Here is a 25,546-nt window from a genome sequence, read left to right on the forward strand (position 1 = left end):
CATGGGGTGCGCGAGCGCTTGCCGGTAGAGGTCTGGGTACTGGTCGCGGCCAGTTTCATCATCGCCATCGGGTTCGGGATCGTGGCACCGGTACTGCCGGTGTTCGCGGCGACGTTCGGGGTCGGGCACACCGCCATCGCGATCCTGATCAGCGTGTTCGCGGGGGTCAGGCTGGCGTTCGCGCCGCTGAGCGGCATCCTCGTCAACAAGTTCGGCGAGCCGCGGATCTACATCGTCGGCATCCTGATCGTGGCGGCCGGTACCACCATGGCCGGGTTCTCCGGCAGCTACTTCGAGATGCTCGGCTGGCGGGCCCTCGCGGGCATCGGGTCGACGATGTTCACCGTCGCCGCGCTCGCGCTGCTCATCCGGATCACCCCGGCGCCCATGCGCGGGCGGGCCTCCGGCATGTGGGCGGCCGGGTTCCTCGTCGGCAACGTGGCGGGCCCGATCGTCGGCGCCGGTCTCGTGCCGTTGGGTCTCTGGGTGCCGTTCGTGTCGTACGGCGCGTTGCTGTGCGTCGCGGCGTTCGTGGTCTGGTTCTTCCTGCGGAAGTCGACGCTGGCGGCACTGGACAAGTCCGGCGGCGCCGACCACATGCCGTTCATGGACGCCATGCGCCACCGCGCCTACCACGCTGCGCTGGCCTCCGGTTTCGCCAACGGCTGGGCCGTGTTCGGCGTGCGCATCTCGCTGGTGCCGGTCTTCGTGATCGAGGCGCTGGAGCAGAGCCCCGCCGTCGCCGGCATCTCGATGTCGGTGTTCGCCGCCGGCAACGCCGCGATGCTGTTCCTCTCCGGCCGCATCGCCGACACCCGCGGCCGCAAGCCGGTCGCCATCGCGGGCCTCCTGGTCAGCGGCGTCACCACGATCTGGATGGGCTTCACCACCGGCACCTGGGACTTCATGGCCGCCTCGCTGATCGCGGGCATGGGCGCGGGCCTGCTGAACCCGCCGCAGAACGCCGTCGTCGCCGACGTGATGGGCGCCCGCGGCCGCGGCGGCCCGGTGCTCGCCGGCTTCCAGATGGTGACCGACCTGGGCGCCATCATCGGCCCGATCTCCGCGGGCGTCCTCGCCGACACCTTCGGCTTCGAGGCCTCGTTCGCCGTCACCGGCGCGGCACTGCTGCTGTCGGTCGTCTTCTGGCTCATCGCCCCCGAGACCCTGCCCACACACGAGGAGGAGCACACGGCCGCGGCCGTGGCACCGGAGTGCGGCGCCCTCGACGAAACGGCCGAGGTCCCACTGGGCGAACGCGTCGGCGGCAAACCACGCCACCCGGAAGCGTGAGCGCGTACTCAGGTTCTTTTCAGCCTGGATCGCTACCCTCGCCCCCGTGGGTGGAGCAGAGCGCAGTGCGCGGAAACGGAAGCAGGCCGCGCGTGCGGTGACCCAGGCTCGCAAGTCGGGCGGGGACAGGACGAAGGTCATCGCCGGCATCGCCGTGGTGGCCGTGCTGGCGGTCGCCGTGATCGGTTACGTGATCTACCAGCAGCAGTCCGGCGACTCGACGACGGACGGCGCGATCCCCGCCGCCCCCGCCGAGAAGGTCATCTCGGCGCCGTCGGTGCGGGACAACAACGTCGTGGTCGTGGGCAAGGACAGCGCCACCACCACCATCGACGTCTACGAGGACTTCCTCTGCCCGGCCTGCGGCCAGTTCGAGGAGATCTACGGCAAGGACCTCAAGACCGCGGTCGAGGACGGCAAGCTCAAGATCCGCTACAACATCCTCCCGATGCTGGACCGCCTCTCCAAGCCGGCCGGCTACTCCTCGCTGTCGGCCAACGCGGGCCTCTGCGCCGCCGACGCCGGCAAGTTCAACGAGTTCCACGCGGCCCTGTACTCGAAGCAGCCAGAGGAGGGCGGCCCCGGCTACACCAAGGACCAGCTGATCAAACTCGGCAAGGACCTCGGCATCACCGACCCGGCCTTCGAGACGTGCGTGCAGAACGACACCTACAAGGCCCCGCTCACCGACCTCATGTCGAAGACGAGCGCCAACGACGCCCTGAAGAACAACGGCGGCTTCGGTACGCCGACCGTGGCGCACAACGGTTCCCGCGTGGACATGGCGGCCAACGACAACTGGCTGGCCGACCTGCTCAAGTAAGCCCCTCGCTGACAGCGCCCGGTCCCCGTTCGTTCGTGGGGGCCGGGCGTCTTCGTTCTCGCTGGCCTTCGGTTGTTCGTGAGTGTGCTGCGAGTCACTTCGGTCTTCGGGGGTCGGGAGCTGGGGTGAAACTGGGGTTGCGGGTGGGTTGGACCGGGGTCTACCAGGGCGGATGGGGGTTCGGGACCCCCGATTTTCATCTTGTGGCACCGATGTTGTACGGTATTGGCACACGAGAACGGCAGGGAAACCAGCCGGGAACGTGGACCTTCAAGGGGCTGTGGCGCAGCTGGTAGCGCATCACACTGGCAGTGTGAGGGTCAGGGGTTCGAGTCCCCTCAGCTCCACAATTGGATAGCACAAGAATTGCCCGCTGACCTGCGCAAACAGGTTCGGCGGGCGATCTTGTTTTCTGTCCTAAGTGGACGCCGCCTCACCGTGAGCTCCACGACGAGTCCTTTGGTCAGCGACCGCGCACACTCGACTTGGTCGGCAGCTCGCGCAACACGTCAATCACCGCCTGCGAGCCGACCTCCACCTCGCCGTCCACAAGGCACGCCCAAGTCGTGGCCACGAACCAGCTACCTGACGCTCTTGAGCGCAGCGGTGAGGGCCTGCCACGGAAGCAGGACGCAACGTACGCGGCTTCCGGTGGACCGCACGGCCTCGAAAGCGCCCATCGCGCCGACCGAGGCCGGCGGCTCCGGAGTTGCGCCACGCAGGAAGTCGCGGACCGCGTCGTGCAGTTCAGCGACCCTGTCCGCGGTCTTCGCCTCCATCACCAGGGTGTGCATGACCGACGCCGACGCCTGGCTCAGCGTGCAGCCGGCGACCTCGTGGCTCAGCTCGTCGACGATGTCGTCGTGGTGGCGCAGGCGCAGGGTGATCTCGTCGCCGCAGGACGGGTTGACCTTGTGCACCTCCGCGGTGAACTCGTCCTGCAGGCCGTGGCCGCTGCGCAGGCGGTAGTGCTTGGCGATGACGTCCCGGTAGAGGTCGTCGAGCTTCACGCGTGCTCCTCCAGGTCGATGAACCCCTGCGCGGCGAAGAACTCGCGGGCCCGCCGCACGCCGCTGACCAAGCGGTCGATGTCGTCATGTCCGTTGTAGACGTGCACGCTGGCGCGGACGGTCGCTGTGACGCCGAGGGCCCGGTGCAGCGGCCATGCGCACTGGTGACCTGCCCGCACCGCGATGTCGTCGTCGTCGAGGATCTGCGCCACGTCGTGCGCGTGCACCCCGTCGACGACGAAGCTGATGATCCCGGGCCGGCGCGCTGGGTCGTCGGGTCCGAGGGTGCGTACGCCGGGGAGCGCCCGCAGCTCGGCGAGCGCGTATCCGGTCAGCTCGACCTCGTGGTCGAGCACCCGCTGTTCGCCCAGGCCCTGCAGGTAGCCGATGGCCGCGGCGAACCCGACGGCCTGCGACACCGGTGGCACGCCGGGCTCGAAGCGGCGCGGCGGGTCGGCGTAGGTGGCGCCGGTGAGCGTGACCGTCTCGATCATGGAGCCGCCGGTGAGGAACGGCGGCATCCGCTCCAGCAGGTCGAACCGGCCCCACAGCACGCCGATGCCGCTCGGCCCGAGCATCTTGTGGCTCGACAGCACGAGGAAGTCCACGTCGAGCGCGCGCACGTCGATCGGGATCCGGCCTGCGGCCTGGCAGGCGTCCACCGCGACGAGGGCTCCCGCTCGGCGGGCGGCGCGCACGATCGGAGCGGTGTCGGTGACCGCGCCGGTGACGTTGCTCTGGAGGGTCACCGACACCAGCGCGGTCCGCTCGCCGATCACCTCGTCGAGCACGGTGAGGTCGAGACAACCGTTCGGGGTGCTGGGGATGTACCGCAGGGTGGCGTCGGTGCGCCTGCACAGCTCCTGCCACGGCACGAGGTTGGCGTGGTGCTCCAGCTCGCTGACGACGACCTCGTCGCCGGGCCTGATCGACAGGCTGTCCGCGCCGGTGCCGGGTGAGCCGAGGGAGAACGCGAGCAGGTTGATCGCTTCGGTGGCGCTCTTGGTGAACACGACCTCGGAGGGGTCCCCGCCCAGGTAGGCGGCGACGACGGTGCGGGCGTCCTCGTACGCGGCTGTCGCTTGCTCCGCGAGCCGGTGCGCGCCGCGGTGGCACGCGGCGTTGGAGTGCTCCAGGAACTCGCGCTCGGCGTCGAGCACGGCGCGCGGGCGCTGGGTCGTCGCCGCGGAGTCGAGGTAGACCAGCGAGCTCGCGTCCGAGGCGGTCAGCAGCGGGAAGTCGGCCCGGACGCTCCGGGAGTCCAGGCGGGGGAGGGCGGGTGTCCGGTCGACGGCGGTCATGAGACCGTCCTGTGGTCAACGGTGCCGGACTCGATGATGATGTTCGCCGTCTGCAGGCACAGGCCCCGCACGCACACGCTGATCTCGTCGGCGTCGGCGATGTAGTCGGGTTCGGCGAACTTCGGGTTGAACGCCTCGATCCGCTTGGTCCGCACACCCTCCTGGTAGTCCGGCAGCCGGGTCCAGACGATGCCGTCGTAGGACTCGGTCCGCTCCGGGAAGACCGCCGGGTCCTGCCAGCGCACCACGACGCCGAACATCAGCAGCGGTTCGAACAGCGGCTCGGCCAGGCCGTCCTCGTCCAGGTCGCCGTCCGCGGCGTAGCTGAACCCGCCGCCGACCATGGACAGCGAGCAGGTGGCCAGCGGTTCCTCGGCGGTGGCGTGCTCGAGCGCGGTGCCGCAGCCCAGCTTGCGGGCCAACAGGTCGGCCACGGCGTAGGGCAGCGCCTCCGCGGTGCGCGGCACCGGGCGCACGTCGTTCTCGGCGTAGCGGGCGACCACCCGCAGGTCGTCGGAGCGCACCTCGTCGAGCAGCAGGGGCAGCTCCTCCTCCAGCGAGCCCTTGCTGTCGTCGAGGATCGCCGAGGCCAGCGGCACCGGCAGCATGCTCGTCGGCGTGCTGACCACGTTCGGGTGCGTCCGGTTCGCCGAGGCGCGGCGCGTGCCGTTGAGGACGTGCGGCTCCCCGTCGATGTCGGTGACGATGGTCAGCTGCAGCACCGGCTGCCACAGGCTCCCGGGCTCCAGGCACTCGCGCAGCGTCGTCACCCGGTTGGACACACCCGGCAAGTGGGCGCGCAGAAACTCAGCGTCATAAACCTTGGCCATTCGAATTCCCCCTCGTGGTGACACGGTTTCGTGTTGTCATCCACGGCAGCATGCGTTCTCGCCGCCTGCCCTCCAGTGGAGGCTGGTGGCGCACCGAGGCGCTCTCCCCCAAGCTAGCGCGACCTGTGAACGAGCGGTTGTGTTGTCCTTGTCGTCCGTTATGTGCATAGGGCTGGACGAGTGAGTTCTTGAGTCGGGCCGACCGCTTCTTCCGGTCAGAACAGGTAAGCCTGAAATCCATCTTGCGACTCAGCGTGATTCTTGATTCATGTGCACGAGGAATTTCTCACGCCGTTGCCCCGGAAGGGTGGTCTTCTGCACTACTCTCTGATGCTGATCGAGGAAACCGGGGCTATGCCATTCCTCGTCAGGAGAAAACACGCGGTGGCCGGCATTGCTCTACGCTCGGCCCGGTGACCTCCACCCTTGATCGCCTGTACTCGTTCATCCAGTTCTCCGCGCGCCTGCGGGAGGTCGAGCGGCACAACCTGGCGACCCCCGACCGGCCCGAGTCGGTGGCCGAGCACTCCTGGCACCTCGCCCTGATCTGCTGGCTCCTGCGCGACGAGTTCGAGCGCGAGTTCAACGCACCCGTCGACCTGGACAAGATGATCAAGATGTGCCTCCTGCACGACCTCGTCGAGATCGACACCGGCGACCCCTCCGCCTGGCGCACCGACGGTGCCGCCGAGGGCAGCGCGGAAGCCAAGCGGCAGAAGGCGTTGGCGGAGGAGCAGTCGGCTCAGGAACGATTCGGTTCCCTCCCGGAACCCATTGCCTCCGAAATGCTCGCGGTGTGGCACGAGCACGAGGCAGCGGAAACGGTGGAGGCGCGGCTCGTGCGGGCGGTGGACCGGTTGAACCCGGCGCTGATGCGGCACCTGACGGGGCAGGGGTGGTCGGATGTGAGCGCTACCGCTGAGGACCTGGACAACCTGCAGCTCCCGCGGGTGTCGGTGAGTGCGACGCTCACCGAGCTGTATCAGCGGGTTCGCGCGGCTGCGGTCGAAAACGGGCAGTTCGTCGTCAAGGGCGCTTAGTCTGCGTTTTTGTCGAATTTGAAGTGGAATCGGTGTGATGAGCCGGGAATTTCTGTTCTGCAAGGGTCAACTGGTCCTGCGGCAGGCTTTCCGAGGTCCGCGGGAAGGCTTCCGGCCCGTGAGCAGGTTCAGCGGCGCTACGGGGTCGGCGACCCTACCGGGGCACGTCGATCGCCGTGGTGCGTCACCAACTGCACAGCCGGAGGCGTGCCGTTGGTCACCGTGTCGGTGGTGACGGTGATCTGGATCAGGCCGGTTGCGCGCTGTGGAAAGAACCGTTGGCGCACTGGGTGTTCACCAGCTGGTAGTCGTCTGTTGTGGACTGTGCCGTCACCGACACGTTCCCCGCCTTGAGCACCGCCACGTCCATGTGCCCGTGGAAGGTCGCGACCGGGGTGGACGTCGACACGGCCGGGTTGAAGACGTTGAAGCCCACATCGGTGTTCGTGGTCTCGTTGGTGGTGCCGTAGGTGATGCTCGACCACGCCGCCAACGGCCGGGTCGCCGCACCGGCGACGAAGCTCGTCTGGTTCCAGGTCCACGCCGTCACCGACAGGTCGTCTGGGGTCTGGTTCCAGATCGTCGTGTACAGCGTGTTGGCGTTGCAGTCCTGGTAGTGCGTGTACAGGTTCCACCCGTTCTGGTTGCCGAACACGTCCTGCGGCACCGCGCCGTTGTTCCAGATGTCGGCCAGCGCCGCCTCGCTGGGGCAGTCGCCGGAGGAGGCGCCCGAGGCCAGCAGGTTCACGTCGTAGACCCCGCCGGGCAGGGCGACGCTGTACTGCGCGCCCTGCGGACCGTCGACCGGGCCCTGCGACCGCGGGTACTGCGCCCACAGCTGGTTGCCGTACCGGGACGGGACCAGCGCCTGCATGATCGCGAGCGAGTAGCCGGGCGTGGCCGCTTCCACCAGTTGCCCGGTCAGCTCGGCCGACCAGTTCAGCTCGCCATCGGCGATGCCCGACTGGAAGGCCTGCATCTGGGCCCAGCTCTGCAGGACCGAGGTCTCCGTGGACCCGGCCGCCGCCAAGATGCCGGTGTAGGCCTCGCTCAGCGCGCCCCACAGGTCGGCGAACGCGCCCTCGAACGTCGCCAGGGGGTTCTTCGTGGTCGTCTCGTAGACGTTGTAGGCCGTGCTCATCAGGTTCGCCACCACCGAGGCCACCGGCCCCAGCGCCGACAGCGCGGTGTAGACGGTGCCCTCGACCAGGGCGAGGACCGTGGCGGCGGTGTGCGACTGGGACCCCAGGCCCACGTCCGCGCCCAGCTCGTCCAGCAACGCCTCACTGTTGATGAAGAACGAGTTGATGAACCCGGTCAGCTCGCCGAACAGGCGCTGGATGTCGTCGGCCAGGCTGAGCTGCTGCTGCAGCGAGGTGACCACCGCGCTCCAGTCGGTCGCCGACACCCCCGTCGGGCACGTGGCCGAGGAGCTGATGAACAGCGACAGCGTGAGCGGGCTGATGGTGAGGTTGCTGTAGGACTGCTCGACGGTCATCGTGCGCGGCAGCAGCTCGGCTTGCTGGAGCTGTTCGTTGATCGAGTCGTAGGCGGTGCCCTGGCCGCCGGTGTAGGCGGGGAACTGCCCTGTCGGCAGCCCCAGGATGCCCTGCACCGGGTAGGCCGGCCACAGCGTCCAGGTCTGCGCGGGCGACCCGGTGCAGCTGTCCACCACCACGGGGGTGCCCGCCGCGGTCGACCCGTCTTGAACGGTGAGCGCGAGCGTCCCGTTGCCCAGCGAGCTCATGAACGCGCCGTCGGTCAGGGTGAAGACCTCGTTGGCCCCTCCGTTCCCGTGCCAGGCGATGACCTGCGTGCCCGGCGCGGTCAGGTTCGCGGTGACGTTCGCGTAGAGGCCGTTCAGCCGGTTGACCAGGAGGTTGCCGTCGACGCACCACAGCTGGTTGGGCCGTGGACCCTGCGGCGCCGGCGTCGAGGTCAGCGGGTTGAGCACCAGCGGCGTCAACGGCTGGCCGTCGGCGTTGGCCAGGTCCAGGACGAACTTCGTGCCGGTCGGCTCGGACAGGTCGCTCACCACGAACGAGTGCCAGTTCTGCATGACTGCCCACTTCCCACGGCTGGACTACCCGACCGATGGCAACACGTTCGCCCCTGCCCCACCAGAAGGGTCACCCGGAGGTGTGTCACCTCCCCTTGTCACACCTGCCTGCCGGGGACAGCGGGATCGGCTGCACCGCCGAACAACCCGGAGTGACCTCTGGGACGCGTTGACCGAGCCGTTTTCGACGTGCTCGCACAAGCCCTGGCGCAGTGACAGGACGTCCTGACCACGCCGCACCGGCAGCACCACCTGGAGCGGACCTGGCGGCGCCGGGCAGCCGGCCCCCGCGCCGGGGCGGGCGGAGGGGCCGGCTGCCGGGGGTCAGGCCGCGTGCGCCTGCAGCGACGAGTAGCCGACCCCGGACTGCGCGAACGCCTCGACGGCGAACTCGGTGAGCTGGTCGACCACCGTCGGGTTCAGCAGCAGCTGTTGCGTCTGGACCAGGCTGGCGCCGGAGAGGCGCGGCTGCTCGCTGTACTCGATCTTGACGCTGTTCCCGCCGGTGGTCGTGACGTTCACCTTGACGTCCCGGTAGACGCCGGTGAGCTTCGAGGCGATCTTCATCGTCAGGTCGGCCACGACCACGGCCGCGGTGAGACCGGCGATGATCGTCAGCATCACCTTCGGGTCAACCCCGAACGCCTGGGACTGGGCCGGCGTCGTCCACTTGCCCCCGCTGTACAGGCGGGTCGCGGAGTTGGCCGAGCTGAGGTCGACCTCCACCGAGTTGGACCGCGCGTCGCTGAACATCGTGCTCGTGGTGATCTTCTGCTCGAACCACACCTGGACCACCTCCGCCGGCGTGAGCACGTCCTCGCCGAGGACGATCTCCTTCTCGGCGACGTAGATCGGGGTCGTCGACCCGTTGCCGTGGATGTCCGTCGAGTACGACGACAGACCGGGGTGGATCTTGCCGTACTGGTTGACCAGCGTGATCCCCGTGCTCAGGCCGCCGGTGACGGCGTCGTGGAGCAGGCCGTCGTCGTCCAGGACCGCTTTGTCGCCCAGGCCGATCGCGACGTCGTTGGTCGAGACGCTCACCGCCACGTCGCCCTGGAAGCCGTTGCTGCCGAAGAGCCGGTAGAGCGGCTGCCACGAGAAGGTGTTCTTCGAGAGGTACCTGTCGGCCGACTGCCACACGACGTTGTAGGTGCCGTTCACCTTCTTCGCGAAGCACAGGTTGTACTTGTTGTCCTTCAGGGTCTTGAGGTCGTCCGGTGCGATGTGGATCGAGACCGTCTTGAACTGGCCGTCGGCCATGGTGCACTCCTCGGTCGTGGTGACGGGGCCGGTGCGACCCCGTGGGGCACACGCTCCGGCGCCGCCGTCTCCGACCGGTCGCCGCGCCGCACGAGGGGGTGTCGCCGTGCCGTCGCCGTCACTCGATGGGCTGGACTGGGCCAGGCGGGTTCCGTTGGGCCATTGGCGGTACAGGTGCCGACGGGGGTCCCCGGGGGCTGGTGACGCGCCGTTGCCGTTCTTACCCGGACGGGTGACCACGAAGGTATGGGTCAAGTCCGCGCACGACTGAGTGACGGCGGTCCGGCGGCGCCGGGGCGGACGCCGCGGCAGTCGGGCGGGAGATGCCACGGAGACGCTTCCGGGCGATGCTCGGGTCGTGGGGCGACGGCGCCGGTGCTCGCGGGGAGGACGACGATGACCGAAGCGGAAGGTGGCAGACGAGCCGGGGGCGCGGGGGTGCGGCTGGTGGTGCTGGGCCGGTTCGAGCTGCTCACCGGAAGCGGGGACGTCCCGTTGCCCAAAGGCGCGCAACGGCTGCTGGCCTACGTCGCGATCCACCACGGCGAGGCGGTGAGCCGGCAGGCCGTCGCCGAGCAGCTGTGGCCGGAGTGCCGCAGGCAGCGGGCGACCGCGAACGTGCGGCAGGCGCTGTGGCACCTGCGCAGGGCCACGGAACGGCCGGTCGTCGAGTGCTCCGTGGACCGGTTACGCCCGTCGCCCGCGCTGACCGTCGACTTCTGCCGGGCGATCGAGGCGGCCCACCGCGTCGTCGGTCCCGCCGCGACCGTCGACCCGGCGACCGCGGGGGACCTGGTCGCCGCGCTGTCGCGGGACCTGTTGCCGTACTGGGCCGACGAGTGGCTCGCACCCGAACGCCGGCGCTGGGAGCAGGTCCGGTTGCACGCGCTGGAGGCGGTCGCCCACCGGCTCATCTCGGCCGGTGCGCACCTGGCTGCGCTGGAGGCGGCGTTCACGGCGATCTCGATCGACCCGGTGCGGGAGACCGCGCACCGCACGGTGGTCGCGGCGCACCTGGCCCAGGGCAACTGCGGGTCGGCGCTGCGGCACTACCAGCACTACCGGGCGTTGCTGCACCGCGAGCTGGGGGTGGCGCCGTCGTCGCACATGACCCGGTTGGTGGCGTCGCAGGCGGCGTTGTGACCCGGTACCCGTCAGCGGTGCAGCCGGGCCCACAGCGCGGGCCAGCCGCCCTTGCCCAGCACCGCGGCCGGGATCAGCAGGCCGTGTTCGGCGATCTTCGACCAGAACAGGTCCACGGGCGCACCGAGGTCGGCGGCCGCGGGCAACGCCTGCTGCCAGGGCCCCTGCGGGTCGGCCAGGTCGCTCGGGGGAAAGCCGGGCACCGTCGTCTTCCTCGGCCCGGCCACCACGACCGTGTCCTTTGTGGACTCCGAGCAGGTGGTCGCGATCGCCAGCGCGCACACCAGTTCCGTGGACGGGCGACGGGCCACCGAACGCGCCAGCGCGGCGTCACCGAGCAGCTCGCCCATGGCCGCGCGGACCGACCGCGCCACGACGTCCAGGGCGTGGGCGGGAGCGATCTCGGGGCGGCGCACCAGAGCGCGCAACGTCCTCGGCAGCGGTGCGCCGCCGGTGAGGGCGTGCAGCCGCTCGTGGTCGCGCAGCTCCTGGTCGAGCCGGTGCACCGCGGCGGCCAGCGGGCGGACGCGCGTGGCCTGCCACAGGGTCGTCGCGGCGAGGCCGTCGGCGAGGGCCGCGCGGACCAGGTCCACGTGGTCGTCCACGCGCTTCAACGCCACCACGGCCGCGTCCGGTTCGAAGTCGGCGGGACCGGGTCGGCCGAGACCGCGGGCCAGCTCGGCGTAGGCCCGCCGGGCGGTCACGACCGGCTTGCCGGCCAGCTCCCGTTCCACGGCGGCGGTCAGGGCGCGGACGAGCTCGGCGGGCAGGTTTCCCGCGGCGGACCGGCGGGCGGAGCCGCCCCGCACGCGCACCGGGGGAACGGGCACCACCGGCTCCGGTTCCGGCGGCCGGGGCGCGGGCAGGTGCTCCACCCACTTCCTGACCTGCTGCTCCAGCTCGTCCGCGACGGTGTCGTTGAACCGCGCGCGCAGTTCGTGGACGTGCCAGCCCGCGGTGTGGCGGCGCACGTCGAGGTTCGCGGCGATGCGGCCGTCGGGAGCCCGCAGGGCCATGAGCACGCAGTGGCCCTTGCGCGCCTGGTCGGCGTACCAGGACTCGCCGATGCAGTTGCCCATGTACCCGGACCACTCGGCCAGCTGCCGCGGTTCGCGACCCAGCTCCACGGTCAGCCCCGCGACGGTCGAACCGTCCACAGCGGACACACCGGGCGGGATGGGGAACACGCCGGTGTCGGCCTCGGCGATCACGGCGCTGGAGGTGACGCCGGTGACCAGCTCCGCCCAGCTCCCGCAGCGCGGTGGTGGCACCGCGCCGAACATCACGAGCTGCGCCACCTCGGCCACGGCGAGCGGCAGCGAGGTGTGGCCCGGCTTCGCCGGCGCGTCGTCGTAGGTGACGGTGGGGTGGGGGTGCTCGTGCCGGACGGTCGCGGAGTCGCCGCCGTGGAACGGTGCCAGCGCGTCGGCGAGGTCCGCGAACCACAGCAGGTCGTGCGGCAGCTCGACGTCGGCCGGATCGGCGCCGGCGAGGCGCTGGGCCAGCGGTGCGGTGGGGGCCTCCTCGCGCGTGTCGGCTAGCGGCGGCTGTTCCCAGCTCTGCGGCGCACGCGGGTACCCCACTTCCCGGCGCCACCCGGCCAGCTGCGGCGACCGCCCCGGATCGCCCTCGCCAGGGTGGTGCAGCGGCTGGAACAGCCTGTCGAGGAACCTCTCCACGGCCTCGAACACGACCACGCCGTAGTTGCGCGCCATGGCGGTGTACGTGCGCACCCTGCCCTCGGTCCGCGCGTTGACCGTCCGGTCGGGACCGGTTTCCAGCACGATCCGGTGGACGTAGGCGCCTGGCCGGGCCGGGTGGTTGTACGCGCCGTCGGGCCGGTGGGTGGCCGCCGTGCGGCTCCTCTCGGTGAGACAGGCGTCGGCGGCGACCAGCTCCGCCCGGTGCCGGTCCACGGCGACCGCGAAACCCTCGTCGGACGTCGTCCGCGCGAACCGCAGCAGCGCTGTCGCCGCGATGGCGTCGTGCAGCAGGTGTTCGAGCTCGCTGGCGGTCCACCACTTCGGCGGCTGCCAGCGCGCGGCGTTGGCGAGCGTCACCGGCTGTCCGCTGAGGTCCCAGGTCAGGTGCTGCACGATCTTGGCGTCGAAGTGCTCGCGGTGGCGCTCGCGGAGCTCGTCGAGCCGCTCCGTCCGCACCTGCGACGCCACCAGGCGGGCCCGGCGCTGCCGGTCCAGCAGCAGCCCGCACACGTGGTCCCACAGGTCGAGGACGAGCTTCAGCCTGCGCGGCTTCGGGTACGCGGCCAGCACGCGGGACAGGTGACCGGCCACAGTGGACGCCGCGCCGCGCGGGAACGGGTCGACGTCCTCGGGCGCACGCAGGTCCAGCACGCGTTCCAGCTGTTCCGGCCCGAGCAGGTCGGACGCCGCCGAGGCCAGCTGCACCGCGGCCCAACGCCCGTCGGTGACCGCCCGGTGCGCCGCCGCGCCGACCCGTTTGGTGACCTGCTCGCCGAACAACGCCACCAGCACAGCGGTCCGGTCACCCAGCCGGTGCGCGCCGTCGGCACCGAGGCACCGCAGCGCGGCCAGCACCGCGTCGCGGCGGTCGCCGTGCGCCCCCGCGAGCCGGGCCGAGTGGAAACCGCCACCGAGGTCGACGCCCGCACCCGCCGCGACCTCACCGCCTTGGCGCACCAGCCGGTCGAGCCGGCCGGTCGCGGCGCGGACGGCCGCGGGAGCGGCACCGGCGGGACCGAGTGCGACCGGTGCGCCGGGCACGGGCGGTCCGCCCGACGGGACCGGCCAGCAGCCGAGCCCCGGTCCGGCCGTCACGCCGAATGCCAGTCGAGTCGTCATCGGCACCATCATCGCGCACGCGTGCCACCCGTTTTCCCGGCTGAAGCGCGTCCGGTGACCCGCTGACACCGCGCTGGCACGCGGTGTCAGGGAAGTGTCAGCGCGCGTCGCAATTCTCATGGCCATGAGGAAGTCAGCGCTCTCGGCGCTCAAGAGGATCACTTTCGTGGCGTTGATGGGCGCGCTGGTCGGCGTGTCCGCAGGCGCCGCCACGGCCAACGCGGCGACCGCCCGCAACGGCTCCTGCGAGGCGGGCGAGTTCTGCCTGTACTACAACAGCGACCACGCCGGTTCGGTGTCGGACTTCGCCACCTCCGTTCCCGACTACGGCGACGAACAGCCGAGCTGCTACGACTTCAAGGGCGCGGGCAACGGCAAGGGCCTGTGCGTGAAGAACGAGGCCGCCTCGGTCTGGAACCGCACCAGCGGCCCGGTCACCGTCTACTTCAACAGCGGCTACGCCGGTCCCCGGCAGACCATCGCCGCCGGTGGCAAGGTCAACCTGAACTCGGAGCTCAAGAACGAGAACGCCGCGCACAAGCTGGGTGACGGCGGTGGCGGCACCCCGCCGCCGAGCGGTTCCTACGGCACCCCGGCGACCAACCCGCACCCGTCGGCCACCGCGCGGGCCCCGCAGGCCACCAAGCGCACGCAGTTCATCGACGACCAGATCCGGTCGCTGACCGGCGAGAAGGACTGCTGGGTCGGTGACTACCGCAGCTACGAGCCGTCGACGAGCAACCACAACACCGGCAACGCGCTCGACTGCACCATCTCCAACGCCATCGGCTCCTACCCGAGCGCGGCGCAGAAGGAGCAGGGCTGGAAGCTGGCCCGCTGGCTGCAGAAGCACGCCGCGAAGCTCGACGTCCGCTACGTGATCTGGCAGGGCAAGATCTGGAGCGTCGCCCGCTCGTCCGAGGGCTGGCGCGACTACACCGCGGGCAGCGGTGTCACCGGCGGTCACTACGACCACGTCCACGTCTCCGTGCAGAACCCGCACGGTGACTGAGCTGCCGGACAGCTGACGTCCGGCAGGGGGGACGTCGACCTGGTCCGGTGCTGTGCAAGGGGAGTGCCCGTCGCGGGTGCTCCCCTTGCCGCGTCGCTCAGGCGTTCCGGCGGCGCACCACCTCGGTGATCCAGACCGGTGCGAACGGCGACGTGCAGTTCGGTGGTGTCGGGTAGTCCTTGAGCACCTGCAGCCGTTCGCCGATGTCGATCGCCCGTTGCCGCAGCGCCGGGTGCTCGATGCCGATCTGCGCCAGGCAGTGGTTCATCGCCCACTGCAACCGGTCCGGGGCGTCGCGCAGCTCCTCCTCGACGACGTCCAGCAGCCCGTCGAGGTCGAGGCCCTCCGGTTTCTTCGCCACCCGGTCGACGGTCAACGCCCAGCCGGCGCTCGCCACCACCGGGTCGGGGTCGTCGATCCACGTCACGCGCAGGTCTTCGGCGTGAGCGCTCTTCTTGACGACGTAGTTCACGAGCCAGTCGTGCACCTTGGGCTTGCGCGCCTCGCGCAGCATCGTGTCGAGCTCGGCGCGTGAGAACGCCTTGGGGCGGCAGATCAGCAACGCCAGCAGGCGCGCCGCCGTGTCGCCGGTGGCCCACAGCTGCACGGCGAGGTCCTGCTGGGTCTTGAGCTCCTTGGCCAGAGCGCGGAGCCTGCCGAGGTTCACGCCGTGGTCGTCGCCGTGCTTCTCGTTCACGGCACGGGCTTTCGGGTCCTCCAGTGCGGCCAGCCTGTCGAGCACCCCGGTCACCGTCATCGCAGCCTCCCGTTCGTCACCGACAACAGAATACGTCGGTGACGAACGGGTCGTGCGGCTAGCGGCCGACCACCGTGCAGGTGGCGGTCGCGGTCCTGGCCGGGTTGCTCTCGGACGTGGCCTTGAGCGTCACCTTGGACGTGATCGGGCCGCCGTCGCGCTTGGCGTGCACCGGCACGTCCACGCGGCCGCCGAACTTCGCGGTCGCGAGCGCGTTCGGCAGCGACACGGTCCAGCCGGTGTCCGCGACCGTGGCGGACACGCGGTAGACGTCACCGCCGAGGTACTGGGTGACGTCCTCGGGGTGGCCGCCCGCCGCGGCCGCGCGACCGGTGTTGGTCAACGGGAACCGGCACGTGGCCACGCCGTCCGAGCCCGTGCGGGCCGCCGTGGGCGTCACGCGCACGCCGCGCTGCTGCGGGCCGGCGCCGTCCAGCGAGCGGACGGCGACGGTGTAGGACAGCACGCCCGCGGCGTCGCGCTGCACGTCGAGGACGTAGAAGTGCAGGCGGTTGGCCTGGTCCACGTACTCGAACTCGCTGCCGGAATTGGTGCCCGCGTGGAACAACGCGTCCGACAGCTGCCGGTAGTCGCCGACGGTGATGGGGACCTTCGTGCCGTCCGGCAGGACGTAGTCGGTCATGCCGATGTCCTGCGGGTTGGCGTCGACGACCCACGTGAACGGTGCGGCGTCGGCGTTCTTGGTCTTCGCGAGCAGCACACCGGAGTCAGGGGTGAACGAGTCGGCGCCCATGCGGTCGACGACTTCCAGCGTGTAGTTGTTGTAGCCGCCGCCGTCGCAGAACGGGTTCGCCGACACGGTGCAGGTCGGCGACCGGTCGGCGTTCATCGCGATGTTCACGCCGGTGAGGCCGGTCGCGCCGGGCTGCACGGAACGGGCGGTGACCTTCGCGATGACCGTGCCGGAGCCGGCCAGCGCCTCCCGCGACAGCCGCAGGACGTTCTGCTCGTCGACGATGCCGAGCTTGATCTTGTTGCGCAGGGTCTGCTGCGCGCCCAGCGACGCACCGCCGGTGGCCGGGATGGTCCACCGCGAGTGCGGGCCGCCGGGGCCGTTGAACGAGCCGCGCGACAGCATGTCCCACGGGCCGGAGTAGTCACGCCGCGGCGGGCTGCCGTAGGGGTTGCTGTAGTTGTCGCCGATGCCGAGGAGGTGGCTCAGCTCGTGCGCGTAGACGCCCTGGCCGGAGCTCTCGGCCTGGGTCGACGAGCCGCCGCCCGCGTTCGGCCAGATCGACGAGCCCGCCGCCCACGAGGTCCAGTCCACGTACCGGGTGCGCGACCAGTTCGGCAGCGCGGGGTCCGGCGGGCCGAAGTCGTCGGTGACGTCCTCCCTGGTGCGGAACTTCATCATCCCGAACTCCTGCCAGGTGCCCGACTCGTCCTGGCCCGCCGACAGGTAGTAGGTGAAGTCGTAGCCCGCCGGCACCTCCGCGCCGACGTCGGCCACCCACGCGGCACGGCCGTCGGTGCGGATGTCGCGGGTGCACGTGTCGCCGGCCGGGCAGCCGGTGCCGCCCTGGAACTCCATGGCGTACTCGTGGTCCTTGCCCGGCATCGTGTACGGGCCGAACGCCTTCAGGTCGACGCCGTAGCGCCCGCCGGAGGTCTCCATCCAGTACTCGTGCACGGTGTGGCCCCGGTTGAGGCCGTTCGGCTTGTTGAGGAAGTCCTGGTAGAACTGCGCGACCTGCTCGCGCGGCACGCCGCTGGCCTCCGCGCTGGGGTTGCCGAACACCGTGGAGTGCTCGGGCTGCGTCACGACGAACGGCTGGTTCGGGTAGTCCAGCAGCACCAGGGCACCCTTGAACGTGCGCACCGACCCCCGCTTCGAGGGGTCGGCCCAGGTGGTGCCGGGGATCTTGCGGTAGTCCCCCTCCCACGTCATGTGGTCGGGGTTGACCCAGTTCTGCGGGTCGATCGGGCCGGGCAGTCCGGCGTGCGCGGCCACTCTCGCGGCGTCGCGCGACTGCTGCCACGGCTGCTGCTGCGGCCAGTGGTCGAACTGCCAGTGGTGCAGGGGTTCGTCGGGCGGAGCAGCGCTCACGCCGGTGGTGCCGGCGACGAGTCCGCCGACCGAGAGCAACGCGGTGACCAGCAGTAACGGACGCCGGTTCCGGCGACGTGCAGGTGTGCGGTCCATACCACCCACCGTGGTGCAGACCGCGGTGCCGTCACCACGGCCTGGCGTCGGGTGGCCGCGTTGCCAGTTGACACAGCGGAACGGTGCCCGACGCCCTCCACAGGGGAGGTTCGGCCCCGCACGACCGGGGTGAAGCCGCTCGTGGGAAGCCGTCCACAGTAGAGCCTTTTCGGCTCACTGAAGCTGGAGTTGCCCCGTCGATCAGTGGCCTGAAGAATGCGGACGCTCCACGCGGAATTTGCCCTCTGACCACCGGCGGAGCTTCCTTGTCAGTGTTCTGCGCAGCCTCTACTCTCGGATCCAAGAGCTTTGACGACTGCTGGGGCGGAGTTCGTCGGATTGTTTCGCCTATTCGGACGGGCTGCCACGGCCGCGTTACTGCAGTTGTATTTACGGGTTGACCGGTCAACGGTCCGGTTCGCCTTCATGGTCCGCACGGCCGCGGCGGTGGTCGGTGCGCGTTGACAACGAGGTCGGCGGAAGTGACGAGGAGGGGGACACGTCATGGGATCTGGAGACGTCCGAGGGCGCAGGGCTGCGGCCAACCGTGCAGGTCGAAGCGATGACCAGGTGATGATGACACGGGTCGGGCTGCGCATCCCCACGGCGTTGAGCTTCGACGAGTGGGAGCGGGCAGGTCGCAGGCTGGCCGAGCTCGTGGACTCCTCGGCGTGGTCGCTGGGGGACTGGCTCGTGTTCGGCAAAGAACACTACTCCGAGCGCTACCAGCACGCGGTGCGGGCGGTCGGTCTGAGTTATCAGACGTTGCGCAACTACGCCTGGGTGGCCGGTCGGTTCGATTTGCACCGGCGGCGTCCGGCGTTGACCTTTCAACACCACGCGGAAGTCGCCTCCCTGCCGGCTGATGTCCAGGAATACCTGCTCAGCCAAGCGGAGATGAATTCTTGGACCACCCGGCAGCTGCGTTCCGCCATTCGCGGCGAAAAAGACTCCGGAAATGAGGTTTCGGCCGACTCGCGCATCAGCCTGCCGCAGGACCGGATCGAGACCTGGCGGCAGGCGGCGGACGTGGTCGGGCAGGACTTCGAGCAGTGGCTGGTGACGAACCTCGACCGGGCCGCCGAGCGCACGCTGAGCTCGGGGCAGGGGCTGCGGGTCGTCTCCTGAGCGACGGCCCGGCGCCGGCGGCTGTCACAGGTTGCGGACGAGTCCGCCGTCGCAGCGCAGCGCCGTGCCGGTGATGTAGGACGCCGGCTCACCGCACAGGAACGCGGCCGCGGCGGCGAACTCCTCCGGGCGCCCGTAGCGGCCGGCCGGGATCGTGGCGAGGGAGGCACGGGTGACCTCGGCGACGGTGCGGCCGGACCGCTCGGCGTTCGCGGCGTCGACCGCAGCGAGCCGGTCGGTCTCGATGCGGCCGGGCAGCAGCATGTTCACGGTGACGCCGGCCGCGGCCACCTCGCCGGCGAGCGTCTTGAGGTACCCGGCGAGCGCGGCCCGGCCGAGGTTCGACAGCGCCATGTTCGCGAGCGGCGCGGCGACCCCGCTGGAGCCGACCGCGAGGATCCGGCCCCAGCCGCGGTCCCGCATCGCGGGCAGGCACAGCGCGACGAGCCGCAGGTGCGGGCGCAGCAGTGCGTCCAGCGCGCCGTCGGCGTCGGCCACGTCCACCCCGTGCGCAGGGCCCTGGCGCGGCCCGGGACCGTTGAGCACCAGCACGTCCGGTGGCCCGAACCGCTCGGTCGTCGCGGCGACCAGCGCGGCAGGGCCGTCCGGTACCGTCAGGTCCACCTCCACGCCCACCGCGCTGGGCAACGACGCGGCGACCTCCCGCGCCCGGTCGCCGCGGCGGCCGCAGATCACCACGCCGGCCCCCTCCGCGGCGAGCGCACGGGCCACCGCCTCACCGATTCCGCCGGTCGACGAACACACGAGTGCGGTGCGCCCGGTCAGTCCGAGATCCATGGGTTCCACTCCAAACCTGAAATCGGCGAGTTGTTGGATTGAATATCAGTGCGCCGGGGTACGTGCAACCGGCGTCCTGCCGACAGGACAACCGGCAGGACCGGAAGAGGTGTGGAACGAGCGCTATTTGTTGCGGCCTCGCGATAACGCGTGCTAGGCATTTGTCACCACCCGACCTGATTATGGGAATGGATATGACTGCCGAATACGACCCACTGCTGCTGCCGTTGACCAGTGAAATTCTCGACACGACGTTGCGGGACGGCTCCTACGCCGTCGATTTCCAGTTCGACGAGAATTTCGTCGTCGAACTGATGTGCCGGCTGGACGCGACCCCGATCCAGAAGATCGAGATCGCGCACGGGGTCGGGTACGAGGCGGAACGGGCGGGCAACCGGCCGGGCAGCATCTCGCTTCGCCGCTGGTGCGAGCTGGCGGGCACCCACCTGCGGTCATCGACGTGGGGCGTGTTCGCGCAGCCGTCGTTCAGCCGCCTGGAGACCATGTCCGAGCTGGTCGGGGCGGGCATGAGCTTCGTGCGCGTCGGCATGGAGGCCGAGAAGGTCGCGGCCAACCTCGACTACCTGCGCAGGGCCACCGAGATCTGCGGTCAGGTCTACCTCAACCTGATGAAGTCCAGCTCCACGCCCTACGAGGCCCTGCCGGACCTGCTCAAGGCCGTGCCGCGGGAGGTCGCGGGCGTCTACGTCGTCGACTCCTACGGCTCGATGCTGCCCAGCGACGTGCACCGCTACGTCACCGTCGTGCAGCGGTCGTTCCCCGTCGTCGGTTTCCACGGCCACAACAACCTGGGCCTCGCCAACGCCAACAGCATCGCGGCGCTCACGGCCGGCGCGTCGATCGTCGACGGCACCCTGCACGGCTTCGGCCGCGGCTCCGGCAACGCCGAGACCGAGTCGCTCGCCGGCATCCTCAAGGTCAAGGGCGACGACCGCTACGACTACCGCGAGCTGTCCCGGATGGCCGAGTTCTGCCGCGAGCACCTCGACGTGCTGCCGGACAACCGGAACATGCAGGTCCTGGGCGGTGTGCTGGGCGTGCACTCGAACTACTACCAGCTGGTCGAGGACCTGTGCGAGCAGCACCGGCTGGACCCGGCGTCGGTGATGGAGAAGGCCGCCGGCCTGGCCACCCGCAGCATCGACGGCGCCGACATCAGGGCCGCCGCCGAGCTGTTGTCCGCGCCCGCGACCGTCGGCGCTCGGGCCTGAGGGGGAGACGCCGTGAAGCTGGCGCGGTTCAGCACGGGCATCAGCCACGAGGTCCACGCGGGCCTGCCCGACGGGCGCTGGGTGCCGTTGTCGCTCATCCCCGGCTACGAGGAGCCGGTGCGCCTGGTCGACCTGCTCGTCCCCGACCACCGGCCGGAGCTCGAAGCACAGGTCGCAGCCCTCGCCGACCGGGCAGTCGAGCTCGACCTGGGCGACGCGGCCACGATCGCCCAGGGCCCCGTGTGGGGTGCCGGGCTCAACTACCGCAAGCACTCCCAGGACCTGCTGACCGAGCAGCCCAAGTCCGGTCCGGGCTCCTACCTGCGCCCGGACAACGCGCTGATCGGCAACGGCGGTGTGATCGAGCTGCCGCGGCAGAGCGAACGCGTCACCGCCGAGGCCGAGCTGGGTCTCGTGATCGGCACGGAGTGCAAGAACGTGCGGCGCGACGAATGGCTTTCCGTCGTCGTCGGGGTCGCCGCGGTTCTCGACATGACCGCGGAGGACGTGATCCGGGAGAATCCGCGGTACATCCCGTGGGCGAAGGGGTTCGACACGTTCTGCAGCGTCGGTCCGCAACTCGTCACGGTGGACGAGATCACCGACTTCGCGACAATTCAGGTGTCGACCGTGCGAAACGGGGAAGTCATGTCTTCGGCACCTGTTTCCGACATGCTCTACGACCTCGGCTATTTGGTGGAGTACTTCACCGCCGGCCGCACGATCGCACCCGGCACGGTCATCTGCACGGGAACTCCGGGTGCCGCCGTGATCTCCGCGGGCGACTCCGTCCGCGCGGTGGTCGAGGGGGTCGGAACGCTCGTGCACACCGTCAAACAGGCACCGTGAAGGGGCGACAGGCGTGTTGGTTGAGCAGCTTTCCATCGTGGACGCGATCCGGCGTGCCTTCGTCGAGCACGCCGATCGCGCCGCCGTCGAGACGGCGGCCGAGACGATCACCTACCGCGAGCTCGGCGACCGCGTCGCGGCGTTCGCGGGACAGCTCGAAGCGTGCACCGCTCCCGGCGAGTTCGTCGGGGTCGAGGCCGCGCGCGGTGCCGCGACGATCGTCGCGCTGGCCGGTGCGCTGACCTCCGGCCGGCCGTTCGTGGTGCTGGACCCGCGCGACAGCACGTCGAACGCGGAGAAGGTCGCCGCGCTCGGCGTCGCGTGGCTCGCCCGCGGCGGTGAGCTCGTCGAGGTGCCCGGCGAGAAGCGGGCGGTCGGGCAGACCGGGGCCGCCTACGCGATCCACACCTCCGGCTCGACCGGTGAGCCGAAGTGCGTGCTGGTCGCGGTGGACCCGCTGGCGCGGATGATCGCCGACCACGTGCGGCGGCTGGAGCTCACACCGGACTGCCGGACGTTGCAGTTCGCGCGGCTCACGTTCGACGGCTGCGTCACCGAGATCCTCTGGACCCTCACCTCGGGTGCCTGCCTGGTCGTGGTGGACGAGTCGCGGCTGGCGCCGGGCCCGGTGCTGCAGGCCACGCTGGAGGACCTGCGGATCACGCACCTGAAGACCACGCCGTTCGCGCTGACCGCGACCGAGCCGACCGGCTCGATGTCGTTGCGGCACGTGGTGAACGGCGGTGGCGCGTGCCGTCCGGCGCTGGTCGGCAAGTGGTCGGCGGTGGCGGCGTTCCACAACGCCTACGGGCTGACCGAGACCACCGTCTGCAACCTGCTGAGCGACGTGCTCGACCCGGCGCTGCACACGGAGACCGTGCCGCTGGGCGAGGTCGTCGGCGACTGCGGGTACGAGGTCGTGCCGCGCCCCGGCGACCCGGCCTCCCGCGGCGAGCTGGTGATCATCGGGCGCAGCGTGGCGATCGGGTACCTGACCGCCGACGGCGTGCAGCGCTTCGAGGGCGCCTACCGGACCGGTGACGTGGTCGAGGAACGCGACGGGCGGCTGTACTTCGTCGAACGCGCCGACCGGCAGCTGAAGGTCCGCGGCTATCGGCTCGACCCCGGTGAGATCGAGAGCGCCGCCTGCCGGTTGGCGGGCGTGGTCGAGGCGGTCGTGACGGCCGAGTCGCACGACGGTTCCGAGATCGCGGACGCCTTGGTCTGCTACTTCGTCGGCACGGTCGACGAACGGGCCGTGCGCGCCCATCTGGAAGCGGTGCTCGACCCCTACAAGGTGCCGTCGGTGGTCACGCGCATCGAACAGATGCCGTACACGCCCAACGGGAAGGTCGACCGGGACGCCCTGCGGGCCGCGCGCACGACGACGGCGGCGGCGGTGACCGATCTGCCGGAGGACCGGGTGCTCGCACTGGCCCGGCAGCTCACCGGTGTCTCCGACGCCTCCCTGGACGACAACTTCTTCGACATCGGCGGCGACTCGGCCTCGACCGTGGTGCTGGTGAACGAGTTGCGCAGGCTCGGCTGGATGGACGCGGGCGTGCGGGACGTGCTGCGCGCCGAGAACCTGAAGTCGCTCACCACCGCGCTGCGCGAGCGGAGCGCCTGATGTGCGGCGTGTGCGGGACGTTCGCGCCCGACGGCCAGGTCGACCGCGGTGTCGCCGCGGCCATGCACACCCGGCTCGTGCACCGCGGCCCGGACGAGACGTACTCGCTGAACACGCCGACGCTGGCGGTGAAGCTGGGCCGGCTCGGCATGACCGGACTGGTCGACGGCTGGCAGCCGGCGGAGGACCGCGGCGGCCGGTTCGTGGCGATGACGAACGGCGAGATCTACAACGCCCGTGCGCTGAAGGCGCGGCTGGGCACCGACCCGGCCAACGGCGTGGACGTCGCCGTGATCCCCGACCTCGTCGCGGCACACGGCATCGCGGGGCTGGCGGAGGTCGACGGGCAGTTCGCGTCGGTGGTGTTCGACCGGGCGGAGAACGCGCTGTACCTGGCGCGCGACCGGTTCGGCGTCTGCCCGCTGTACTACACGGCGGTGGGCTCGTCCGTGCACTTCTGCTCCGAGCTCAAGGCGCTGGTGCAGTGCGCGGGGCAGGCGTGGCGGGTCGACGTGACCGCGGTGGACCAGTACTTCTCGCTCGGCAACGTCGTCGCGCCCAGGACGCTGGTGCACGGTGTGTCCGCGGTGCCGCCGGGATGTGCCGTCCGGATCTCGGCCGACGGCGTGGAGACCGTGCGGTACTGGCGTTACGGCGACTTCACCGAGGACCCGGTGCCCGCGGAGGAGCTGCGGTCGGCACTGCGCGAGTCGGTGTCGGCGCGGCTGCACGCGGACGTGGAGATCGGCGCGTACCTCAGCGGTGGCTTCGACTCCACGGCGATCGTGCTGGAGGCGGCGTCGCTCGTGGACCGTCCGATGAGGACGTTCTCGGTGGTGTTCGACGACCCGTCGCTCGACGAGGGCCGGTTCCAGCGCGAGGTCGCCGCCCTCGCCGAGACCAAGCACGAGCAGATCCGGTGCGGGGTCTCCGACATCACCGCGTCGTTCGAGAAGATGGTGCGGCACTGCTGCTTCCCGCAGCGGGAGACCTACAACGTCGCCGCGATGATGCTCGCCGACGCGGTCCGGTCCGCCGGGATCAAGGGCGTGGTGTCCGGTGAGGGCGCCGACGAGCTGTTCTTCGGCTACGACTCCTACGCGTTCGACAGCGCGGGCCGCGGCCGTCGGCCCGGTCGTGACGAGAACGAGCAGGCCTGGGGCAGGGCCGACTTCGCGTGGGAGGTGAACTGGGACAAGGTGTCCTCGCGCCGCACGGCGTTCCTCGCGCCGGAGGTTCAGGAAGCCCTGCGGGGCGCGGAGTTCTGGCGCTCGCGGCTGATCCCGTTCAGCGACGACGAGGTGCGCTCGCTCTCCCCCATGCAGCTGCGGTCGGTCGCGGACGTGCACGTGCAGCTGTCCGGGCACCTGCTCGGCGACCACGGTGACGCGATGGTCATGCGGAACTCGGTCGAGGGGCGGTACCCGTTCCTGGGCAACGGCGTGGTGGCGGCGGCGTTGCGGGTCCCGGACGCGGAGAAGGTGGCGGACTTCGAGGGCAAGGCGTGCCTGCGGTCGGCCTACCGCGGGATCGTGCCGGACTCGGTGCTGAACCGGGGCAAGCACGGGTTCACCGCCTACGACCTGGACTCCGTCGTGGACCCGGTGACGTGGGCGCGGTGGGAGGAGCTCGTGGTGGCCAGCGGGGTGCTGGCGCCGGGGTCCCTGACCGTCGCGCCGGGCACGGACAAGTTCGACTTCCGGTTGAGTGCGATCAGCATCGCGATGGTGGTGGATGAGCTCGGGTTGCGGGTCTGAGGTGTTCGTCTTCCCCGGTGCCGGGTCCTACGGCAGCGACTGCCGGGCGTTGCTGCGCTCGGGGACGCTGGTGAAGTACCCGGGGCGGTTCGGGCGCAGCGCGCCGGCGGCGTCGTTCGGCGCGCTGGTCGAGGCGTGCGCGGAGCAGGTCACCGGGGAACGGCCGGTGCTCGTCGGGCACAGCTTCGGTGCCTACGTGGCCTATGCGGTCGCCGGGGTGCTGGAGACCTCCGGTGTCGCCGTCGAACGGCTGGTGGTGCTCGGAGCCGTTGCGCCGTCCCGGCATTCCGTGGCACCGGAGTCCATTTCGGACACCGAGGCGTACCTGGAGCGGGTGGCGCCGGGGCTCGTCGCGGGGGAGTGGCGCGACGTCGTGGTGGAGACCGCGGCGCGGGACATGACGCTGCTGGGCGAGTTCCGGCCGTCGGACCACCCGGTGCTGCGGTGCCCGGTCTTCGCCGCGCACGGCGAGGAGGACCCGCTGACGTCCCCGGCCGGTGTCGCCGCGTGGGCCGAGGTGACCACGGGCGTGTTCACCCGCACCGAGTTCCCCGGCGGCCACTCAGCCCTGCTGGAGGCCCCCGACCTGCTCTGACCAGCCCTCTCCTGGCATCTGCCTGGGCAGCAAGGGAGGG

At 70.5% G+C, this 25,546-nt stretch carries 20 protein-coding genes and 1 tRNA gene; 12 read left to right on the top strand and 9 right to left on the bottom strand.

Annotated features, from left to right (window positions below):
* Positions 1-6: 6 nt before the first annotated feature.
* From AB0A63_RS32380 to AB0A63_RS32390, 3 genes are all read left to right on the top strand, one after another.
* On the top strand, positions 7-1,293 hold the full coding sequence (locus tag AB0A63_RS32380) for an MFS transporter (protein ID WP_360397918.1): 1,287 nt from the start codon (positions 7-9) through the stop codon (positions 1,291-1,293).
* A gap of 46 nt (positions 1,294-1,339) precedes the next feature.
* Complete coding sequence (locus AB0A63_RS32385; RefSeq protein ID WP_360397920.1) at positions 1,340-2,116, top strand: thioredoxin domain-containing protein; 777 nt, start codon at positions 1,340-1,342, stop codon at positions 2,114-2,116.
* Positions 2,117-2,390: 274 nt separating this feature from the next.
* Positions 2,391-2,463, top strand: a tRNA-Ala gene (locus tag AB0A63_RS32390).
* 234 nt (positions 2,464-2,697) lie between these two features.
* Here the strand turns inward: AB0A63_RS32390 and sufU are convergent.
* The 3 genes from sufU to AB0A63_RS32405 are packed head-to-tail and all read right to left on the bottom strand — an operon-like array spanning position 2,698 to position 5,209.
* Positions 2,698-3,126, bottom strand: a complete 429-nt coding sequence (gene sufU, locus AB0A63_RS32395) for a Fe-S cluster assembly sulfur transfer protein SufU (protein WP_360397922.1) — start codon at positions 3,124-3,126, stop codon at positions 2,698-2,700.
* Entirely contained in the window at positions 3,123-4,427 is a 1,305-nt protein-coding gene (locus AB0A63_RS32400; RefSeq protein WP_360397924.1) for a SufS family cysteine desulfurase, read from the bottom strand. The genes sufU and AB0A63_RS32400 overlap by 4 nt, the downstream gene beginning before the upstream one ends.
* On the bottom strand, positions 4,424-5,209 hold the full coding sequence (locus AB0A63_RS32405) for a hypothetical protein (RefSeq protein WP_360397926.1): 786 nt from the start codon (positions 5,207-5,209) through the stop codon (positions 4,424-4,426). Before AB0A63_RS32405 ends, AB0A63_RS32400 begins: the two co-directional genes overlap by 4 nt.
* A 461-nt stretch (positions 5,210-5,670) precedes the next feature.
* Here AB0A63_RS32405 and AB0A63_RS32410 point away from each other — a divergent pair, with 461 nt between their 5' ends.
* On the top strand, positions 5,671-6,297 hold the full coding sequence (locus tag AB0A63_RS32410; RefSeq protein ID WP_360397928.1) for an HD domain-containing protein: 627 nt from the start codon (positions 5,671-5,673) through the stop codon (positions 6,295-6,297).
* A 247-nt stretch (positions 6,298-6,544) separates the two neighbouring features.
* Here AB0A63_RS32410 and AB0A63_RS32415 read toward each other — a convergent pair whose 3' ends face one another.
* Complete coding sequence (locus tag AB0A63_RS32415; RefSeq protein ID WP_360397930.1) at positions 6,545-8,356, bottom strand: hypothetical protein; 1,812 nt, start codon at positions 8,354-8,356, stop codon at positions 6,545-6,547.
* A 324-nt stretch (positions 8,357-8,680) separates the two neighbouring features.
* Complete coding sequence (locus AB0A63_RS32420) at positions 8,681-9,619, bottom strand: hypothetical protein (protein WP_360397932.1); 939 nt, start codon at positions 9,617-9,619, stop codon at positions 8,681-8,683.
* 396 nt (positions 9,620-10,015) lie between these two features.
* Here AB0A63_RS32420 and AB0A63_RS32425 point away from each other — a divergent pair, with 396 nt between their 5' ends.
* Positions 10,016-10,762, top strand: a complete 747-nt coding sequence (locus AB0A63_RS32425) for a BTAD domain-containing putative transcriptional regulator (RefSeq protein WP_360397934.1) — start codon at positions 10,016-10,018, stop codon at positions 10,760-10,762.
* An 11-nt stretch (positions 10,763-10,773) separates the two neighbouring features.
* On the opposite strand, the gene AB0A63_RS32430 is transcribed toward AB0A63_RS32425, so the two are convergent.
* The gene (locus AB0A63_RS32430; protein WP_360397936.1) at positions 10,774-13,584 is read right to left on the bottom strand and encodes a hypothetical protein; all 2,811 of its coding nucleotides are present in this window, start codon (positions 13,582-13,584) and stop codon (positions 10,774-10,776) included.
* A 124-nt stretch (positions 13,585-13,708) separates the two neighbouring features.
* Between AB0A63_RS32430 and AB0A63_RS32435 the strand changes: the two genes are divergently transcribed.
* On the top strand, positions 13,709-14,596 hold the full coding sequence (locus tag AB0A63_RS32435; RefSeq protein ID WP_360397938.1) for a peptidase inhibitor family I36 protein: 888 nt from the start codon (positions 13,709-13,711) through the stop codon (positions 14,594-14,596).
* Between the two features lie 97 nt (positions 14,597-14,693).
* Here AB0A63_RS32435 and AB0A63_RS32440 read toward each other — a convergent pair whose 3' ends face one another.
* Together AB0A63_RS32440 and AB0A63_RS32445 are read right to left on the bottom strand one after the other, a co-directional pair.
* Positions 14,694-15,353 (bottom strand): DNA alkylation repair protein, encoded by a 660-nt coding sequence (locus AB0A63_RS32440; RefSeq protein WP_360397940.1) that lies wholly within the window; start codon positions 15,351-15,353, stop codon positions 14,694-14,696.
* 58 nt (positions 15,354-15,411) lie between these two features.
* The gene (locus tag AB0A63_RS32445) at positions 15,412-17,517 is read right to left on the bottom strand and encodes a M6 family metalloprotease domain-containing protein (protein WP_360397942.1); all 2,106 of its coding nucleotides are present in this window, start codon (positions 17,515-17,517) and stop codon (positions 15,412-15,414) included.
* A 576-nt stretch (positions 17,518-18,093) separates the two neighbouring features.
* Here AB0A63_RS32445 and AB0A63_RS32450 point away from each other — a divergent pair.
* Positions 18,094-18,645, top strand: coding sequence for an LmbU family transcriptional regulator (locus tag AB0A63_RS32450; protein WP_360398254.1), 552 nt, complete (start codon positions 18,094-18,096; stop codon positions 18,643-18,645).
* A 24-nt stretch (positions 18,646-18,669) separates the two neighbouring features.
* Here the strand turns inward: AB0A63_RS32450 and AB0A63_RS32455 are convergent, their stop codons facing one another.
* Positions 18,670-19,443, bottom strand: coding sequence for an SDR family oxidoreductase (locus AB0A63_RS32455; protein ID WP_360397944.1), 774 nt, complete (start codon positions 19,441-19,443; stop codon positions 18,670-18,672).
* Positions 19,444-19,637: 194 nt separating this feature from the next.
* Here AB0A63_RS32455 and AB0A63_RS32460 point away from each other — a divergent pair, with 194 nt between their 5' ends.
* The 5 genes from AB0A63_RS32460 to AB0A63_RS32480 are packed head-to-tail and all read left to right on the top strand — an operon-like array spanning position 19,638 to position 25,506.
* Complete coding sequence (locus AB0A63_RS32460; RefSeq protein WP_360397946.1) at positions 19,638-20,675, top strand: hypothetical protein; 1,038 nt, start codon at positions 19,638-19,640, stop codon at positions 20,673-20,675.
* Between the two features lie 12 nt (positions 20,676-20,687).
* A complete protein-coding gene (locus AB0A63_RS32465) occupies positions 20,688-21,524 on the top strand; it encodes a fumarylacetoacetate hydrolase family protein (protein WP_360397948.1) in 837 nt (278 codons plus the stop codon).
* A gap of 13 nt (positions 21,525-21,537) precedes the next feature.
* On the top strand, positions 21,538-23,154 hold the full coding sequence (locus tag AB0A63_RS32470) for a non-ribosomal peptide synthetase (protein ID WP_360397950.1): 1,617 nt from the start codon (positions 21,538-21,540) through the stop codon (positions 23,152-23,154).
* Positions 23,154-24,911, top strand: coding sequence for an asparagine synthase (glutamine-hydrolyzing) (gene asnB, locus AB0A63_RS32475; RefSeq protein WP_360397952.1), 1,758 nt, complete (start codon positions 23,154-23,156; stop codon positions 24,909-24,911). Before AB0A63_RS32470 ends, asnB begins: the two co-directional genes overlap by 1 nt.
* Positions 24,889-25,506 carry an alpha/beta fold hydrolase gene (locus tag AB0A63_RS32480; protein ID WP_360397954.1) on the top strand — a complete coding sequence of 206 codons (618 nt, stop codon included), beginning with the start codon at positions 24,889-24,891 and terminating at the stop codon, positions 25,504-25,506. Before asnB ends, AB0A63_RS32480 begins: the two co-directional genes overlap by 23 nt.
* Positions 25,507-25,546: the final 40 nt, after the last annotated feature.

This window comes from Lentzea sp. NPDC042327 (assembly GCF_040647275.1).
GTDB lineage: Bacteria > Actinomycetota > Actinomycetes > Mycobacteriales > Pseudonocardiaceae > Lentzea.